Genomic DNA, 20193 nt, shown 5'->3' on the forward strand with positions numbered 1-20193 from the left:
GCCTTTTTCATATCTGATTGCATAATTTACCAAGGGGGATTAGAAATTTGAATTACTCCCGAAAACACGGTAATATTGACACGCTGTATAAAAAAGTCATTATTAGGCTGCGACCAGAGGCTGATGGCATGGGTTCCGTCGATTGCCATCGCAACGTGTCCCGGGTAAGGTCTGCCGGATTCGGTATAAAAAATTAACTGTCCGACCGTTGGTGTTGTAGCCGGATAGACAGGAAGACCGCTGTTCCACCCCAATTGACTCCATATTAATACATTCGGATCAGAAGCACCGAAGGCAGTATTATAAAAATTCTGAATCCAGGAAGCGTTAATTTTGTTAGACAGATAAGCGGCGTACATGATACTTTCCCAGCAATTCATAGTCGCAGCAGCCGGAAGTGTTCCGGAACCTCCATTGGTTACAAAATAAGCGAAGAAATCATTGTTCTGAGGATTTCTCCAGTACATGGAGCCCAATAACAGATGGGAGAAAACAGCAACAGATACCGGAGCTGTTAGTTTTGAATTGATTAAACTTCTGATGTTGGTATCTGCCAATGCAGTTTGTCTGTCGCCGTTAGAAACACTTAGTATCTCATTTCTAATCGCATCATAATCGGTACTGTGATTGAGAAGCCAGGTAAGTCGTGTAATAAAATCGACACCTTCACCGGTAATCCATTCTAATTGTGTGGCAATGTCGAAACTGAGATCTGTTACCGCCTCGAGTATAGTGGTGTTATCACAAACGGCGCTGAAAAATGCTTTCCAGTCGGGAGTTTTTAAGGAGTCTTTTTGTGCTTGGCTAGTGGCGGAATCAATAATCCAGGGTTTTATGGTTGGATAACTGAGTTCCCAGCTTGTAATGAATACCTCCGCATTAAGCCAGGTTAATTTTGTAACCAAATCGTATTGCAGATCGTTTAAGGCTTCAATTATAGTGGCATTGGTACAAACATCTACGAAGAAACTCATGCCCACATCGGTGTGCACTTTTAAGGCATCCCTTTCGGTTTGGGTGGTATTGGCGTGTGTAATCCAGGGTTTTATGGTTGCATAATCAAGTGCCCAACTGGTGATGGTAACTTCTGCTTTGAGCCAGGTTAATTTGGTAATTAAATCGTATTGCAGATCGTCTAAAGCCTCAATCATAGTAGCATTGGTACAAACGCCCACAAAAAAGCTTCTCCAGGTATCGGTTTTTAAAGCTTCGCGCTGTGGTTGATCGGCAGCAGTTATCATTCCTTTGATCTCGCTGTATTCCATAAAAAAGGTTCCGAAAGTAGCAGCTGCATTTACCCATTCTAATTTTGTACTCAGGGGCGCGCCTAAATTGTTAACTGCTCTGATCATTTCGGACACATCCAATGCATTGGCCATTCGTCTTTTGTAACTTCCGTCATTTAAAACAGTTGTTTTTTCCGAAGCGCTGAGCTGTGCACACATTAAAATAACTTCATCTTCAGGAACATTAAAACTGTCGAGCATTTCGTTTAGACTGTCTAAATTGCTTGGAGGATTCTGTTTCTGAATGTTTGGTTTATTGCCTTGCTGTATCGTATGCGTAAGTTCGTGTGCCAACAGGTGTTTTCCGTCCTGAGAATCGGGATTGTATTTTCCTTCGTTAAAATAGACGTCATTACCATTGGCAAAAGCCTGAGACCCCAGTTCCTTGTTCATCTGAACAGCATTAGAATCATTGTGGATTCTCACCTTGCTGAAATTGGCTCCAAAACCAGACTCCATCTGGTTTTGAGTGGCATTGGCCATGGGAGAACCACCACCTTTACTGCTTTGAAGTTTGCTTTCCAGCGATGCCGTATTTGTTGGACTTGTTTCGGTGTTGGCACTTTTTTGAATTTCCTGTTCCTCCTCTTTAGTCTGAACTTCCTCTTCTGTTTTTTTCTGCTGAATCAGTGGTTTTGAAATCGGATTTTTTTCGACTGCTTTAGGAGTTTCAGTGGCAACAGTTTCAATTTTGTTTTGAAGTGTTTCTTCCTGTTCCTTTTTTAATTGCGTAACAGGCGTACTTCGTTCTGCTAAGGATTTTTTTTGAACCACAGGTGAGGGGGGAAAAAAAGATTCCGATTTGGCATTTTGTTTTTGAGAAACGATTTGATCTGCTGCTTTGTCGGCTTCAACTTCATATTTGTCATTCGATTTTCCGATACTGAGTTTTGTCTGTACGCCAAAAAAATCCTCACCCTGCCTTGAATTAAAGGCGGATGGTCCGGAAGGATTGGATTTTGATTTTTGGTTAAAGGCTCCCATGTGTCGTTAACGGTACTTGATTTTATTAATGTCTGTGTTTTGATCCCACACCTTTAAAAGCATTCTCTCCACAGGAAGCCGGAGTTCCAATGATCATCCTGAACTTGCCTGCTGTTGGGGCGGTGAAATTAATTGGAACTGTACCACCAATTTTGAACGAGGTTGGTCCCATTAAACTTGTCCCTGTGGAATCGATAATTTCGACGCTGTAACCTGAACAGGGGTTCTCATTTTTATTTCTTGTCGTTGTTAATGAGATAGAAAATGATTTACAAGCACCATCTGTTTCTAACGTTTCAATATGAACCGGATCTGAGGAGAAATGAAATATATTCGTTATATCGCAGGTCTTTTTTTCTTTTTTCTTTGGTGGTTTTTTCTTTTTGTCTTTGCCTGGGCCTGGGCCTTTTCCAACATAAATATCATCTAAACGTCCAATTGTTTGTACGCCAACAACACCATCGTAGCTCAGACCGTTATCGGATTGAAATTTGAATACAGCTGCTCGTGTTTCACTGCCAAAATCACCATCAGCACCGAATTTAGGAAGCTGATAACCTAAATCCATTAAACCCGATTGTACTTTTTGTACAGGCTCCCCCTTACATCCGGTAGCGAGATAATCTAAATCATCGTGCGTTTGCTCTAATTTGTAATCTCCTTTAAAACGAGGAGATTCTAAATCTTCAGCTGCGGTTGAAGAAGGATCGACGGATTTTTGTACAGCTCCGGTTTGCTGAATGGTATGGGTTAATTCATGTGCCAGCAAATGTTTCCCTTCCCGGGAATCCGGATTGTATTTTCCTTTGTTAAAATAGACATCGTTTCCATTGGTGAAAGCTTGTGCTCCCAATTCCTGGCTCATTTGGACAGCATTAGTATCAGTGTGAACTTTTACATCGCTGAAATCAGCTCCAAAGCCCGATTCCATTTCTCCTTTAGTTTTTTTATCTAGGCCGGTGCCGCCTCCTTTGGAGTTGTCCAGTTTTCCTTCCAGCTCGTTATCGTTAATTTCAGCATCAGGGTTTTGCTCTTTTTTCTGAACGGCTTTATCTTCTTCTTTTTTGTCTTTTGACTGAACTGTTTCTTCTTTTTCGCAATCGTCACACTTGGCCTGTATCGGTTTTTCTTCTTCTTTCTTATCCGATTTCTTCTGAACGGGTTTTTCCTCTTCTTTTTTGTCGGATTTTTTTTGAACCGGTTTCTCTTCTTCCTTCTTGTCCGACTTTTTCTGTACCGGTTTTTCTTCTTCCTTCTTATCCGATTTCTTCTGAACAGGCTTTTCCTCTTCTTTTTTATCTGATTTTTTTTGAACAGGTTTCTCTTCTTCCTTTTTATCTGATTTTTTCTGCACAGAAGATATGGTTTCCGAAATTGGCTTTTGTTGTACGTTTTCTTTCGATTGCAAAAGGCCGCTTCCGGATGAATTATTGTTTACTACTTTATCGGCTACTCGGTCTGCTTCCACCTCAAACTGATCGCCCGCTGTTCCTGTTTTTAGCTTTTTTTGAATTTTAGGACTAAAAAAAGGAGAGGAGGAGTTCGTAATTGGTTTTTTATTTTCTAGCGTTCTCATAACTTCATTGTTTTACTAATTGAAACAAGTACTAATTGCTTTAACTTCAATAGAATTGATTTTTCTAAATAAGGATGTACTACGATGCTAACATCGTTGGAGAGCTGTTTTCTTCTTTCTGAATGATCTGATGTTTTTCTAATTCGATCTTGATTTGTGCATACCAGTACGGAAAAATTTTAAACAGGCGGTATTCAATTTCTTCTATAATGTCTTTTTTGTATTTTTTAAGTCCGAAGAGATGGCTGTAGCTCATTTCATTGGCATATTTGCTCTGCTCTATTATGTTTTTTCCTTTTAAGAGTAATGTCGGGCTAATATTATTGTGATCTAACAAAGAGGCCAGATTGTACTGTTCTATAACAATACAAGGTTCAAATCCTTGTTGTTTTAAGGGTTCAAATTCTTCGCGATGTGCGATGTAAATTTCTTCCAGATCATAGTAGGCACTTACAAATTTATTACGAAGCGTAAGATCATTAAATCCCAGTACACCACAGCTATACGAATGTCCCAGATCAGGATGCCAGTAAGGCAGATTTTTAGTATATGGGTTGAAAAAATCAATCTGTTTTTTATAATGTACTTCGTAGCCGCATTCTCTTCGTTCGAGAATAATAGTGTCAAAATTAAAATTGATTTTCTTTTTTATAAATACATCGGTATCGAGATGAACAAAGGGTTTGGTTTGCCTTTCGATAGCGTGAATCTTAGATTTCATCCAGAGTTCTTTGTTTTGCTCATGATTCACTTTTGTAACTCTGCAGGGCAGCATATACAGGAATTTATACGCCGTCTCGTCAGCATAAAGTTCGATGTCTTTGTACCAAAGATGACTGTATAAAATGCTCAAAGCCGTCATGTAAATGGTCTCTTTGAGTTTATTACCCATTTGCCAGCGGTTATTTATCAGAGGAAAAGCATCCAGGCTATATATTATTCTTGGTTCTTCCATAAAGTATCATTTAAGGTTTGAAGCTGTTGTTTTTCTTCCAGATAGCAGACGTTGTTGTATAACGAAGCTTTTTTGCTGTGTTTGTAGAGTCTTTTCCATTCGTATTTTTGACCCATTGCCTCTGAGGTTATCAACGGTATTTGGTTGTTGTGAAAAGCTTTCATTTCATTGAAAGTAGCATGCCACACCATCGTACCCAGGAGAGGAGACTGAACGAGTCTTATTCTGGAAAAAACTCTTTTGAAAAAGTCTGCATGCACCTCTTTATTATCGATCTTAAACTCTGAAACCAGGACTTCCACTTCCAGATCATAGAACCGGGTGAAATAGCGTGTGATACCGTCATTTTCTTTAATGGGCAATAAATCATCTTCATCTTGATAAATAATATCAATATCGTTTATAGGCATATCATAATAACTGCGAAGATTAATATAATCCGCAATTCCGCCTACAAAGGCGATTTTTGACATATCGAGTTTTTCAAAAATATTTTTTAGCGCTTGTTTTTGTTCGTAGAAAATATTTTTTTCATCCTCTTTTAGAAATGTTTCTTTTTCGGTTTCCATATTTTTTAATATTACCAGTCGACAAAAATTATTTTGTCTTTCCAGGCCAGTTTTACAATTCCCAGATTCCAGTTCATCTTTTCCAGCAGGATGTCCTGTGTTTTTCTTTCGATAATGACTTTAGGATTATCTTCAGTAAGTATTATTTTGCCGGGTCTTTGTAAAAATTCGTTCCGCAATAAGGCGACAGAAGAATTTTTCATAACCGGCCAATTGAATAAAACCGCCTGTAGCATTTTATGTCCCTCATTTTTTAATTCTTCCGAGAGTATAATGTTTCGGTTGATGGTTTGGTTTATTGGTATGTTGCACAATACTTTTTCGAATAGCATCTCAGACTCATAATCCTGCTCCCGTTCTGTGGCGATATAGTGCAAAAGGTGTGCTGCCGTTTCGGAATCGTTTATCGTATGGTTTGTATTTAGTAAACCGCAATTTTCAAAAAGAGCTTTCAAAAAAGGATGAACCAATATCAATCCGGCATTATTCACATAGTGTATCGAAGGAATTTCAGGGATTGTTTGGTCTTCCGGAAATAAAGAGGAGGGCCAGTTTTCTGCCTCTTTGACTTCCTCTTTAGCTTTCTCTTGGGTTTTCTTCTGAGTTTTCTCCTTACGATCGGAAACGCCATTTATTTCTGTTGTTTTTTCAGTATTGGATTCCTGAGGGACTACAGCAGAATTCGAACTTTCCTCGGTTTCGTTTTTTTTGTTGGGACCAAAAACGGAATTTATTTCGGTTTCAGTTTTTGGTTTTTTTGGATTGTCAGAATCTGGTCTATTTTCGGATAGCAGAGATTGTTTGCTTTCTGAAAAATCTGATTTTAGGAACGTTTCCTGGTTTTTTTTCGGAAGAATTTTGGAAGCTTTTTGATCGAGAATAGCAGTTATATTCAGAATTTCGGACTCAAGGCTGGCCAATATCTTTAAAACAGATTTATTTGATATGTACGTACGAGTGTGTTCCAAAACAAATTTTGGGTCGTATTGACGAACCGGAGCAAAAGAAGTAAGCAGTTGCAGTACTTTTTCTTTTATAATAGTATCAGCATGCTGCAACAATTGCAACAAAACTATATCCCAAATCAGGTTTCGTTGCTGTAAACCGTGTTTCGATTCCGAAGCAATAGTATTTATATTGCGTTTGATTTGCTTAGCCATTTTCGAAACCAAAACCGAGTCAGAAGCAGTTGCTTCTAAAAGAAGTGTTCTTTGGAGTAGGTTATAGATCTGTTCGTCTGATAATTGTTTTATGAAACGGGCTCTTATCTGTGGGTTCTCCAATGTTTTTCGTAGCCTTAAACTAAAAGTTTTATCAACTGCAATTTTTTTAAATATATGGTCTTCGTTTGTACTAAGCATGTTATTGTAAGAACTATTGAAGATGCCATTATCATTGCTATTGTCATTGTCATTGCCATTGCTATTGCTATTGCCATTGCTATTGTCATTGCTATTGTTATTGACATTGCCATTGGAAATTGCCCACCAGGGATTGGCTCCGGTTTCCAGAAAAATGAAGAATTCATCTCTGTTTTTTTCCTTGCGATCAATCAATTTGTATTGTTTTGTATCCGGAAAACCCTTTTCAATTTGCTCTTCAATTTGTTTCTGACATTGATTTACTATTTCGAGTTTTACAGTGTTGAAATTAAGGTCGGGAGCGAGAGAAAGATTAAGGTCTAATTTTTCTATCTGAATACTGTACAGCGGTATTTTTTTATCAAGCGTGTCAAAATAGGTTTCTAAAAGAGGAAAGAGTTCTTCTTTTAGAAACGTATCGAGATGATCTTTTAAGTAATACGCCTTTTCTTTAGAATGGGTATTGACCTCAAGAAACAGTTTAGAGATAATATGGCTGTCCGTACTTTGCACCTAGTTTAAATTCTTTAATTGTGATTCGATTGCTTCCAATATAAATTTGATATCCTTAAATGAAACCTTCTGATCGGATAAGAAATTTTTTAAGGTTCCCTTAGGATCTGTCTGATACTGGATTTTTACAAAACTTTGCAGTAAGACATCAATACGTGATGTAATAGTGGTTAGCTGTTTTTCGGATTTGTTTAAGAGTTCGGCGGGCTGGCATTTTATGATAATATAAAAGAGCGAGATATGACTTTCAGTAAGGAAACTCAATACTGTTTTTTCCTCGGCAATTCTTGCATTTTTTGCAGCCAGTAATAAATTGCTGTAAATGTTGTCTGTAAACATTTCCAGTAACAGATGATTGTTTTCGCCGTTAATAAAAGCATTTGTCTCTTTATCGACACTTGTAAATTGTTTTCCGATGTCAGAAAGAAGGGAAATAGTCTCTTTACTGAATTTTTGTAATTCAGGCTGCTGGTTTATTTTTTCAAAAGCAAGATTTGTTTTTTTGACAAACTCAGTCGCAGCTTTCAGGCATGGATTTTCAGTCGGTTTTTCACGAATTATGATTTCTCTTGGTCCGTCTACAGCTTCGCCGCATCTTTTATTTAATGCCGTAAGTGATACTTTGATAACATCATTTTTGTACAGTGAAACCGGTCGTATTATAGGTTCTGTAGAATCGGTTTCGATTACTTCTTCTTCGATGTTCCAGATATATTTTAAGGCATCTGTCGATTTATTGCTAAAAGCAATCTGACTGTTTCTGATCGCATAGCTAAACAAAGCTACAGGCGGATTGTGCATTGTAATGATAAGATTCGAAGGTTTACCGTTTATCAGTATAACTACCTGATCTACATCTTTAGGAACATTATTGCCGATAAAAATGTATTGACCTGCATCATTCTGGGAAACTCCCGGGCCTGATAAGACGGTTTTTTTGCTATTCGGTTCAATAGTTAAAACATGCGGTTTAAGGTCGTTTCTGCAGATGTTTCTGGTGTCGATACCTACGACTACAGGCACTTCAAAAGTTACCGGATGCTGTGCCTGAGCATTACAGTTTCCGTTTTCACCAGTAACTTTTACCTGAAAACTATAGCTTTCTTTAGCGGGTACTTCATAGGCATAAATATGTTGAATTTTTGCTTCAGTAGTGGCAACAGGCTCACTGCCATCACCAAAATCCCAAATATATTTCATGTCTTTCTGATTCTCACCGCTAATACTAAAATCGACTACAACTCCAGTTTTATTGAGTGATTTTGGGAAGACAAAAGTGAAATCAAATTTTGGTTTTCTAAAAATGGTTATTTGACAGTTGGTTTCAAAATTATTCACCGTAAAAGTTATCGGTTTTCCGATGAGTTCTTCACTGACTAATTTTGGATCGAAAACAAATTCTCCATACTGATTTTTGGTCACTCCGCCATTCAAATCTTCGTCTACATCGGCTTTTACAAAACCTCCGGTTGGGGTTACGTGAAAGGGGAAGTAAGGGGTTGTTTCATCAAAGCAGATATGGTTTACAGGTAAGGACAGCGTGATGAAATTATCATCGCAGCATAAATACGGCAAGGTAAAATCGGCTATTACCGGATTTAGCACGATAGATTCTCCGGGTTCTTTTTTATCGCCCTCTTTTTCAAAATCGCCTGCGAGAGAATTTCCACGCGGATATTCGTACGGATAACCATAGCCGTAATAATAAGGATATTGACTGTACTCTCCTTCAATATAAATCATGACAAATGTGCCGCCCGGTGCCACACCTGATTTGTGCTCGTATCCGTGATTTTTGTTCAGATAGTAGGAGGTATAATTTTCAACTATTTTTTTGGCTTCAGAGGCTTTTACTCCAAGTACAACAACATTGAATCCTAAACCATATTGACGTCTGATGGCCTGAATCGTTTTTAGTGCTTTTTTATAGTCTGTGCCCTGATGCCCTTCGATTCTGTAGAAGTTGTGATCTGAGACCATTTCGTTAGGCCATTTTGTATTCAATAAGTTATCGTGATAACTTCTGTTATTGCGCTGTTGTCCGATAGTGGTTTTTTCGTAATCCCAAAGTTCAATAAGATGATCACCCACGTTATTGTAAAATGGAATTGCTTTTTTACCAAGCGAACCCAATTCAAAACTAGGAGTGATTTTTATATAAGTATAGTTTACATTGTAATTCGCTAATAATTGTACGCAGCGTTTTATCAGACTGTACAATTTCTGTAAATCTGTATTTTTTCCATAACAGATTGTAATTTCTTTACCTTCTAAATCGACAATAAATTCGTTAATGGTATCTTTCTTCCCGGGTTCGTTAAGCGTGTCAAAAGGAAGACAATCGTTACAGGTGCTAAGGTTCTGTCCCGTGAGCAACGGTGATTTGTAAAAAGAATGTCGGTATTCAAAACATGGACCTGTTTTTTGCACTTCTCCCAGCATTAAGTGTTTGGGGAATGATTTGATATCCGGAAAGCAAAAATCATAGTCCATATTTGACAATAAAAGTCTGATCTCATTGTAAGTATCAATTAAATCGTTGAGCAGATCGTATCGATATTGAAAATCAGGAGGGACATTTTTTTCATCAAAACTGTACAGAGAAGCCAGATTCTTTTTTAAAGAATCCAGTATAGTTGGCATTTTTAATGGGGTCAATAGTATTTCAAAACCGTCTTGCAGTCTGGCCACTACATTGTTTCTGAAGATTCCGTTGGTGAATTTTCTTTTGATTTCATAATAACTGCTAAAATCTTCGGGCTGTAATACAATACGGTTAGAAACCAGTTCCGGAAGTTTGTAATACAGGTTAGAGAATTTTATTTTGCTTATGATTTTATCATGACTGTTTATCTGCGCCGCAACGGTTTTGCTTACCAATAAGGCTTTGTGATTGCCGATGATTTCCAGTCCCTGATTGTCGCAGGAGAGACTGACACAGAGATCGGAATCTTTTTCATAAGATTCGATATACAAAAGAACGACAGCATCCGTTACCTCTAATCCGGTATTTTTTTTAAGATAATATATTGGATAAGTATTGGCACTTTCGGTAAGCTGCTGTTCGGCAGTTAAAAGTTCGAAGATATCAAGCTGTTTTGTACCATCGTAAAAATAAGGTTTGTAAGCAGCTTTTTTGTTGTCGTATACTTTATAATGAGTGTACTGTTTACTTTCAAAATCAATAATTTTTCCGCCGTTTGGAGTAGACTTGTACAACTGTATAAGATCACCGTCGGTCGTGATACCGCTGCCTTGTGTTATGGTAATGTCTTTTGAAACGGGGCTGTATGAAACCTGAAATCCACAAATGATGCCGACACCACTAAGACCAATTCTGGAAATACGATCCTGATCATCAAAATAATCTACAATCTCGTTAAGATGTCCTTCTGTTAGTACCTGATTTTTGGTGAATCTTCGGTACAGCGTTGTTATGGTTGAAAGTTTTACTAACATTTTGAATGGTATTTATAGTGATCCTAAATTTGTTTTTCCTAAGATTATTTTCTCGAATTGATTTTCGTTTTCGTCGTTGCAATCAAATAGCCTTCCTGTAGGATATAAATTGCTAAGGCCGGATATGGACTTAATGAGCTGTATCAGTTCTGTTTCCGGTTGTTCCTGGTTCAGTGAGGTTTTAGCAAATAAATATTCCTTGTATGAATTCTCAAACTGTAAAAGTTCATTTTCTGCCGGGTTTTCAACTTCATTTTTCCGATGTCCGATCCAGCAGATTTTTGCCAGAACATGTGCCGGTAATTCTTCTTTAATAACTTTCTCGATATAATTTCTAAAATCGATATTGGCAAAGCGCAGGGTGTATCCCGGCAGTATAATACTTACGCGATAGGAGTAAGGGTCCAAAGGCTCACAGCTTTTGCATTGGTCTGTACAAATAGGTAAAAAGGTTTCCGGATTTACGGTCGTCAGATTTACATCGGGACGAAGCATCATATGTTCAACGATAAACATTCCTTCTTCTGTAAATACCTCTTTCATAAAATGGATTAAATCCAGAATAGATTGTTTTACTTTTTGCTGGGAACTGTAATATGTATAGCGTTTGGCAATAATTCTGTCCTTGTTGTTCTCGTCTGTAATTAACGGATTAATGATGTCATAAGAATATTTGCCGGAAGGAGAGCGGTGGATCTGAATGTTATCGATAACCTGCGGGTCCGAAATTCCTTTTTTAAAAGCTTCTTCAACATTATATTCTCTGGTTTGGATGATTTGCAGGATGGCAAAATACAATTCCCGGTTTGCCGTAGAAGTATCATAATACTCTGTTGTGGCAGAGAGCACAATCTTGTGTTTATCGTCTCTGACTCTCCATCGGTACACCAGCTGATTGTCTGAATCAATAAAATGATAGAGATCAACAAACGAATCGGAGAGATGTCTTCTATTGTAATTTTTAATCCCCAGAAGTCTGGCAAGTCTCTTCTTTACACCCGAAACATTGTTGGTATCCCACAAATTGCTGTTCGGCTGCTGGTAGTAATTAAAAGAGGTACCGCGGTTTTTGCTTACAATTTTATAGTCTTTCAAAAAGTCTTCTTTGTTTTTCAGTACCACTTCATCTGTAGCAGTGCCGTAGATGCTTTTGTTGATAAAAACATATTCGGAAAAACGTTCTGCAAAACGCCCTAAAAGATGATCCAGGATATTATTTCTTCTCTCGATATTATTATCCAGTTGTTTAAAAAGAATTTCGGTCAGGTAATCATCATTGTGTTCCGGATAGTCCGTTACCAGATCACTAAAACCTTCGATGTCTTTTACGGCCTGAGTAAAGAAAGTCTTGGTAAGATTCCCGCTTACCGAAAGAATTTCGTTAACCTGTCCTAAATGTTTAAAGTAACTGGCGAGAATCTGATCAAAGAATAAAAGATACCCTTTAAGTTGTTTGGCCTGTGACTGTCGGGCGACTGTGGCTCGAGTTGGTAAACCGGCTTCTCCGATACCGTAAGTGTCCGGGAAATCGTTTTGTATGGTAGTATAGCTGTCTGGTTTTAAGTAGCTGCCGGTAGGTATTTTCAGTTCTTTATGTTTACTCGCATAATCGGTAGCTTTATCTTTTTCGGCATTAATTTCCTCCAGATAAAGAGCTACCTGTGTTTTATTAATATTTAGAGGCAATACGCCTTTATTGTAATTGAAAACACTTTTATAACAAATGACCGGTTTTTGGTATTCCTCCAGACAAAGCAGCCATTGATTTCCCTCGGTTTCATTGTCTCCGCAATTTCCCAGAGAAATATCTTTGATGGTGAGTACTCCCGGCACATTCATAATAAGTTTTATAATATCTGATAATCGGACTTCACTGGTCAGTTCGGCTTCGATTAATTCTTTAGTATCGATAAAACCACTTTCTAAAACCGGACCGTCAAATATTTCTAAGGAAGAATAGCCTTTGTCCATCATTTGCTTAACGGAATAAAAATTAACGGTGGTCGACAAATAACCATCGAGTGCACTTAGTACAAGTGCATGAACCATTTCTTCGTCGGCCTGAGTATCGATCTCAATGCTGGTACATATTTTTATAGGGTATTCTTCAACTTTTATAATATTGATGAGGTCTTCGCACAGGTTTCTGTTGGCGTGGTATTTTTTTCTGATTTTGTCTTTGACGGCATTAATATCAGATAGTTTTCGGCTCTCAAAATCGACATATAGATCATACAATCCTTTGAGTTGAAACTGTTTTTTAAACCCTCTGGGAAGTTCATTAAAATCTTTATAATTATAGGAAAGCTGTTCGTCTTTGCAATTGACATACACTGTTTTTTTGTGTTTCGCCGGCCAGCAATTTTTAACTCCGTCAATATCGATAAATAGTTTTCTGTAATCCAGTGCCGTAACCGGACTTGTAGGTAGTACTTCAGAGGCTTTAAAAAACTGTGATGGAATATCTTTTTCCTTTACATCAGAGGCCAGAACGTTTTCGATAGGCAGATTGATTCGCATGCCAAGGTCGGTAATCGCATAACAAAGCATTTCCAGCATGGTGATACCGGGATCATGCGAATTAAAATCGGTCCATAACTTGCCTCCGAGCTGTTCGATATACTCAATACCTTTTTTTCTGAGATAGAAAAAATCCAGGTCATCTTCGGTAGCTACCTTTTTAGGAATTGTACTATTTGGATTTAATATTGACATGTCTCTGGGGATTGAATATTAGATATTTTACAAGTTTTTATCTCTGTCGAAATGATATGATTTTTTACCGATACCAGAATGCGTTTTGGATTAGACGGCGACAAGACCGATAAAAAATCAAGCGTTGCCAGATAAGCCGGATCACTTGGATTTTCAGATTCTGTATTGTCTTTGAGTTTGGCCATTTCCAGTTCTGCCAGATAGTCTACATAGTATAATTTTTCGATGTAATCAATTATAGTGCTTCGGTGCAATTCAATTCCAAAAAGGATGTCCTGAGTGGTGTCAAATGCCCATGGGGATAAGAATTTCGTAATGTCCTGATTAAGCTGTTTTTTATAGAAATTCTCATCGTATTCGGGATAGAACTTGGCATTTAGTTTTATAATTACTTTTTCGTATTCCGGATTAATGACCGAAGTCTCTACATGCATACTGTTTAAACCACTGATATAATGCTGAATTTTATTTAAAGTTGCTGTATTTACTCTGGGCTCATAAAGATCAAATACGTTTTTGTTTATAATATCCGGAACGACTATAATGGTCACATCTCCGGGTGAGAGAAAAGATTCGGTTTCATTATTGGTATGATTCAGGCATTTTACTCTGAAAACCTGAGGAAATTCCTGAAGAATAAGATGTTCATAATCCCAGAGTGTGATCGCTCTCTTTTTATGACGCAGACGTTCGCTTACACGTTTGTAATAGGTCTCATCTGATTCCAGTGCTTTTCCGTTAAAGGAATTAAAAGGCTGCTCGACACTTTTAATCTGTGTTATTCGGGTAATAAGTTTAGAAATGGTTTCGGCTGGCAGTCCTTTTTCTAAATGCGATAAATCGTTACCATTGTTAAAAAATTCGGCTGTGACCACCTGTGTTTTGATGTCTATTACTTTGCATATTGCATCATAGGCTTTATGCATTTTAGCTCTTACCCAAATTAGGTTATCCGGAAATAAAGTATTGTTTTTGGTTGCTTGTTTCGGAATAGCAAATTTCAGGATTCCTGACTTTAAAAAATTATCTGTTGAATTGCCCAGAATTTCATTTTCAATATTTTTCCAATAGTTATCGCAGAGTATAAACCATTCTATTTTTTCTCTTCCTACAAAGGATTTAGCAAGCGGATTTTCGCTTCCTTCCAGTAGTTGGATCAATAAGGCAATCTGTTGTAAGTTTTCTGCTTCTTCAAAGCCAATGTAAAATTCACCTCCATTACAATAATCAGGAACCAAACGACTTGAAATGGCTGTATTGGCGTCAAGAACTCCTTTTTGCTTGGCCAGATTCTTCAAATAAGAATGTTCTTTACTTTGACCAAAAGGGGCTTCTTGGAATAATTTTATTCGTTCTGCCTGATATTCTGCCTCCGTCTGATGGGTAAAATCTGCGGTTTCCTCTGCCGTATAATTCAAACTGATCGTTTCGACAAATGGAGTGTAAGCTTCGTTCGGAATCAATGTTTCCGGATTTTTACTCATGATGGCGAGCGTATATATTTTCGGGTACAAGGAGTGCAATAACGACTGGTTTAATGTCAGTCGGATCGGACCGCTTTTATCGATATCGTAAGTGCTTCCTGTGAGAGAGAATTCTGTTACATAAGACGCATCTTTTAGAGTAAACAAAACAGTATTAGGACTTTTGCTTTCCCAGTTTTCTTTGTTTAGTATCGATACAGTACCTTTAAAATATTCATCTGATTCTACAATTAGATCTGAGTCGTTTGTGTTTAGAACCGGAATACTTTTTGGCGGAGTATTTATTACAATAGCATCTATTGTGGGTTGTGGATCTTCAGGCTGATTTATGGCAACTTCTTTCACAACTTCTTCCAGAAACATTCCGCTAAGAAAAAGAGTCTGGCTTATTGTGGTATCAAGATATTTCGTTTTGTATGCTTTGTAATGTGTTTTAAAAGATTTGGGTGTGTTTTTCCAATTTATTTTAACATCTATATTTTTCCATTTTTTCGAAAAGATCTCCGGATAATTAATCAAAAAGGCAGAGCCGCTGGTAGGCTGTGTCGTAAACGGATAGAAAGGTTTGGCTACATTTAATACACCTGTATCGCTTTCCAATAACAAAGATTTGACATCTTTAACATCTACTTTTATATTTAGGGTACTGATGGTTTTGGTAACCAGGTTTCTAAACAAATAATGTCCTTTCTTATCTTCGGTATGAATTAAAAAACGGATAATGGGGTCGGTATCTGAGAAAGATTCTCCCAGTTTTTTTTGATCGTAATTGACAATGGATGGAATATCTTTTGAAATCTGAAAAACCAATCGCAACTGATTTCCTAAAATACCGGAGGTCGCGGCGGCTTCACTAATTCTAAAAGGACCAAGCCATTCTTTTTCACCACTGCAAAAAATACTGATATTTTCTGCAAGGTCATTAACGGTGATTGGTTCGGTGAATGGTTCGATGGTAAAATCAAAGGCTTCATTGAAGGTGATGGTAATATCAATATTTCTTTCTCCTTCTTTTAATTGCAATAAAGGGGAAGCGATGGCAAAGCCAAGTCTGGCGGCTTTGAGTTCGGTATATTTTTCTTCATTAGATGTATAACCAAATGGTAGCCAGTATTTGTATTCTTCTTTCAGACTCTCTCCTTGTCCGTCAAGAGAATTAGCCACCTGACTTACTTTGATTTGACCTAATTTAATGTCGTTGTAAACACTTTTAAGGGCTGTAATCTGAGCTTTATTGGCAATAAGTTCCTCAGTAGTTTTATAAATGAGCTTGTTGCCCTGAGCATCTTTTCCGGCATCTAACTGAGTTTGTGCTGCTATTTGCTCCTCTGTACTTTTTTTGGCCAATTCAAAAATAACATGTACCTGATCTGCTTTTGCAGGAAGTTTTTCGATTTGTAAAATATCTTTATAAAAGAAATCAAGGTGTTTTTTGGTGATTAAATTAAAGCGTGCTTTAGATAATTCCAATAGCTTTAAGAAACATATAAAAAGGGTCATATGCGGCGTTAGAGTACCTTCAAACTCAATATTGCGCAGTATTTCTGAAATGCTTTGTTTTAGCGTAGCATAAGTCTTGTCTTTTCTTAAAGGAATGTCCGTTTGTGAAAAACCAAAATGATCAAAAATCTCCTGCCAGTTACCAGATGCTTTTTGGCTGTTGGTCGTTTCAAAAAATTTTACTTGTTTGGCAAAGTTATAGGTAAAAAGAAACCAGTCTTCAATATCAAAGTCATGGAGTTTTAAATTGCCAGGATCAAGAATACTGTTCAGGCGGTCGCCCTGATCGGTGCCATTTCTTTTAAATACTATATCATTTGTATGGTCGCTGTTGTTACACATAATACTCTTAAATATTAGTTCCTTCTTGTTTGTAGAAAGGATATACCATATTAGTTCTGGAATTGGTAGCTCTTACTTTATAATCTAAAGCCACTAACAATTCACCATTTAGATCATCTCCCTGACTGATGTCGATTTTCTCTACATCAATTCGGGGCTCGTGGTACAAAATGGCGGTTCTTATTAGTTCAGCCACATAGGTTTTTAGGGTTGTGGTTAAAGGATTAAAAAGGAGTTCATCTACATTGCAGCCGTATTGAGGAAGCATAATGCGTTCTCCTATTTTGGTTGACAATAAAATTTCAAGACTGCTTTTAATATCTTCTTCGTCAGAAATCATTACAGCAGCTTTAGTTGTTTTTTTAAATTCCGGAGGGAAGCTCCATCCGGTTCCCAAAAAGGCTTGTTCTGTTTCCATAATTAACCAATTAAAACGGTTGCTAATCCGGCTACTATTGTACCGCCATGTGCGGTTGAATCTCCCATTCGCGCGGCAGGTTTTCCTCCAATTAAAACGGTCGACGAACCTGCGGCAATGGTATCAGGAGGACCTGTGCAAGTGGCCATGTCTCCGACACATGCGGCCGGAACTCCGCCAATTAATACGGTTGGCGAACCGGCAGGTAAGATAGGTCCGCCTACATGCGGAACCGTTCCGGTAACCATCGGACAAACGTGCATATCTGTAATTCTGGCGGCTGGTGCTCCCATGATTTTCTACCAATTTTAGTTATATTTCAGTTCAATATTTTTTGATATAATACCGATGCAATATGAAAATAGGACGATGAAATTGTACTATATTGAATACAATCGGGATTAATTTAACCTGTTGAGTGTAATTTATTTTAACACATAATAACGTAGGTTCTGTATCCATAAAAAAGACGTTTCACTCTATTGAAATACACATAACTTCTTATGTGAAAGAAATGTATTTCTTTTGTGTTCACTTTTTTGCACCTAAAAATCTATGTTTCTATGTGTTAAGTCATGTTTTTTTAAATTACACCCAATGGGTTAATTTATTTGTACAATGCTTCCTTTTACAATAGCTACTGCACCGGAGGACAATTCTGCACCGGCACTTCCTTCTGCTTTAAATTGCGCTGTGGCTTTTAAGGATACATTGGTTCCCTCTATTTTAACATCGCCTGATGCGACTATTTCAATGTTTCCGGCACTTTCCATTTTGATCCCCTTACTGTCAATGGTAATCACATTCGAATTTTCATCTTCAATAACGATAACACCTTTATCTTCATCGAGGGTTATTTTTTTGCCTGCGGGAGTTTCAATTCCGATCGATTTTTTTTCATCATCAAACATTACTTTCATTTCACTTCGGGTGACAATTCCTTTTTTGTGGTTGTCGTCAGAAGCTGTGATTGGAGCAGGTTTTCCGCTGCTGTGAAGCATTCCTAAAACGATGGCATTGTTTGGGTCCTCGTTAACGAAGCCAATAATAACTTCATCTTCTATTTCGGGTCTGAAAAACACGCCTCTGTTTTCTCCTGCATCTGGCGAAGCTACCCGGCACCAAATCCCCTGTTCTTCGTTGTTGATGATGGGTATTTTTACCAGAATTCGGTCTTCACCATTGGGGTCGCCTTCGAGCTGTGTTACAATTCCGGCATGAAGTCCTTTTATGACGGGAATGATTCCGGAACCTGTTGGTGTATGAATGTCGTAGGTTTCGGAGAACCATTCCGGATTTAATCCGAATTGTGTATCGATGGTCCAGTTTCCTTCCGTCAGTTCGTGAAAAACTCCGGTGATATAGGCTTTTCCATTGAAGCGGTCGCCAACACCTTCAAGCGTGATGATGGTATTTGGTTTCACGGCAGGAATACCCTGAAATTTGGCTCTTCCGCGGATTTTGGATAATTGCTGAAACAGTAATTTGGCATCGGCCCAATCCTGTAACTGAACTTCGGTAATGGTACCGCCGTGACGCAATTCCAGATTTTCAAGTTCAATAGTTTCAGACAAATCAGAAGCCGTAAGATTGCCGTTCAGACTCACGGCAGGATCATTTGCTTCAATTTCGACCAGCTCCTGGTTGGTGTAATCCCAGCTGTACGAAGACACTTTGGCAAATTGATTTCGGGCATCAATTTCGGCATCAAAATCAAGTAAAGAAGCTCCAAAAGTTACCGTTTCAACAGCTGCTGAGGTTACATCGGGTTTACTGACGGTTATTTTTCCGTTTTCTACAAAACAAAGCTTGCCATTGGCCTGTGCTCTCGAAACGATAAAATCCCAGTCGGAAGTATTGTACTGAACGAGTTCTTTATGACTGAAATTAGTAGCTTCGACGTCTTTTTCTAATCCGTAAGTACCAATAATTTCTTCAAAAACATCACTGTCTTTTACATCATAAAAATACTTGCTCTTTCTGCCAATTGTAAGTTTCACCGCTTCATCCTTGCATTCGATAATCAGCAAAGACGCACCACCTTTTATTTTAATAGCATGTTTAATGATGATTCCTTTATAAATGGTTTCTTCATCGTTGTGATAACCGGCAGTGATTTCGATTTTTTTCCCGGGAATCAATAAATCTTCATTGCTTAGTTTGAAATCTCTTTCAGAAGCTTCTCCGTCTGTCAGAACAATTTGAGCCATAGGAATCCGATTGACCTCATTTTGTACCACAATACTTTTTACCTGATAGGTTTTAGACAGTTCTTCCCCTTCAACTAAAATTTTATGCGTTACTAAATCGGCACTTTTACTGGTCTGTATGACTCCGCTGTTGTTCATCAGGATTGTTTTTGTAAAGGAGGGAAAAATAGTTTTTGCCCTGTTTTTAATTTTCTGAAATTGACAATGTTATTGACTCTGGCGACTTCGAGATAATATTTCGAGTCACCATAAATGTGAAAGGTCATCAAAGGCAGTGTATCGCCTTCTTTTACAATTCTGTAATGAGTCAGATCCGGAGATTTATTGTTCTCTTTTGCGGCCCTCAGTTTATCTTCGACAAAACCCTGAAATTTTGCTTTTGCAATGGCTCTGATTGGAGTTCCGTCCGGTTTAAAGAGTTTGAACTCTATATCCATTTCAGTTAAAGCCCCTTTGAAAAGCAATGTTCCCCAGGAAATAATCAGGTAATTGGGTTTGTGCTCGTCTCCATTGTAATCTAAAATAACTTTTTTAAATTTCTCAATGTCGTCGATGATCCCCTTGTTTACACTTGGGGAGCCATTGATTACTCCGGATCGGTCAAAAACAAAATCGAGTTCCAGATTTTCCGGTAGTTTTTTGTTGAACTTAGGAGACACTGTACTTGTCCCGGACGCCTGAGTTTCATCTTTCTCAATCTTATAGTGATAGGTATACTTTTCCGGGTTCATAAGTGTAGAAAATTTACCGTCGGCAATTTTGTTGTTAAATTGCGGGTCACTGTAAGCAACAACTTGTAGTTTTTCGAGTTCTCCTGCCAT

The 20193-nt window shown here is 37.9% G+C and carries 12 protein-coding genes; all 12 read right to left on the reverse strand.

What is annotated here, in order from left to right; translation table 11 throughout:
* Positions 1-26 precede the first annotated feature (26 nt).
* On the reverse strand, positions 27-2270 hold the full coding sequence (locus AC3IS6_RS09670; RefSeq protein WP_489164688.1) for an eCIS core domain-containing protein: 2244 nt from the start codon (positions 2268-2270) through the stop codon (positions 27-29).
* 25 nt (positions 2271-2295) lie between these two features.
* A complete protein-coding gene (locus tag AC3IS6_RS09675) occupies positions 2296-3846 on the reverse strand; it encodes an eCIS core domain-containing protein (RefSeq protein WP_489164689.1) in 1551 nt (516 codons plus the stop codon).
* A 79-nt stretch (positions 3847-3925) separates the two neighbouring features.
* Positions 3926-4801, reverse strand: a complete 876-nt coding sequence (locus AC3IS6_RS09680) for a DUF6734 family protein (RefSeq protein ID WP_489164690.1) — start codon at positions 4799-4801, stop codon at positions 3926-3928.
* On the reverse strand, positions 4783-5370 hold the full coding sequence (locus tag AC3IS6_RS09685) for a hypothetical protein (RefSeq protein ID WP_489164691.1): 588 nt from the start codon (positions 5368-5370) through the stop codon (positions 4783-4785). The genes AC3IS6_RS09680 and AC3IS6_RS09685 overlap by 19 nt, the downstream gene beginning before the upstream one ends.
* 11 nt (positions 5371-5381) lie before the next feature.
* On the reverse strand, positions 5382-7244 hold the full coding sequence (locus AC3IS6_RS09690) for a contractile injection system tape measure protein (protein WP_489164692.1): 1863 nt from the start codon (positions 7242-7244) through the stop codon (positions 5382-5384).
* Entirely contained in the window at positions 7245-10703 is a 3459-nt protein-coding gene (locus AC3IS6_RS09695; RefSeq protein WP_489164693.1) for a PKD domain-containing protein, read from the reverse strand. It abuts the gene before it with no gap.
* Positions 10704-10715: 12 nt separating this feature from the next.
* Positions 10716-13418, reverse strand: a complete 2703-nt coding sequence (locus AC3IS6_RS09700; protein WP_489164694.1) for a hypothetical protein — start codon at positions 13416-13418, stop codon at positions 10716-10718.
* A complete protein-coding gene (locus AC3IS6_RS09705; RefSeq protein WP_489164695.1) occupies positions 13406-16744 on the reverse strand; it encodes a baseplate J/gp47 family protein in 3339 nt (1112 codons plus the stop codon). The genes AC3IS6_RS09700 and AC3IS6_RS09705 overlap by 13 nt, the downstream gene beginning before the upstream one ends.
* Positions 16745-16751: 7 nt before the next feature.
* Entirely contained in the window at positions 16752-17162 is a 411-nt protein-coding gene (locus AC3IS6_RS09710) for a GPW/gp25 family protein (protein ID WP_489164696.1), read from the reverse strand.
* A gap of 2 nt (positions 17163-17164) precedes the next feature.
* Positions 17165-17455 carry a PAAR domain-containing protein gene (locus tag AC3IS6_RS09715; protein ID WP_173965873.1) on the reverse strand — a complete coding sequence of 97 codons (291 nt, stop codon included), beginning with the start codon at positions 17453-17455 and terminating at the stop codon, positions 17165-17167.
* Between the two features lie 309 nt (positions 17456-17764).
* Positions 17765-19510 carry a type VI secretion system tip protein VgrG gene (gene vgrG / locus AC3IS6_RS09720; RefSeq protein ID WP_489164697.1) on the reverse strand — a complete coding sequence of 582 codons (1746 nt, stop codon included), beginning with the start codon at positions 19508-19510 and terminating at the stop codon, positions 17765-17767.
* Entirely contained in the window at positions 19510-20193 is a 684-nt protein-coding gene (locus AC3IS6_RS09725; protein ID WP_489164698.1) for a CIS tube protein, read from the reverse strand. Before AC3IS6_RS09725 ends, vgrG begins: the two co-directional genes overlap by 1 nt.

The organism is Flavobacterium sp. KH_035 (assembly GCF_057839565.1).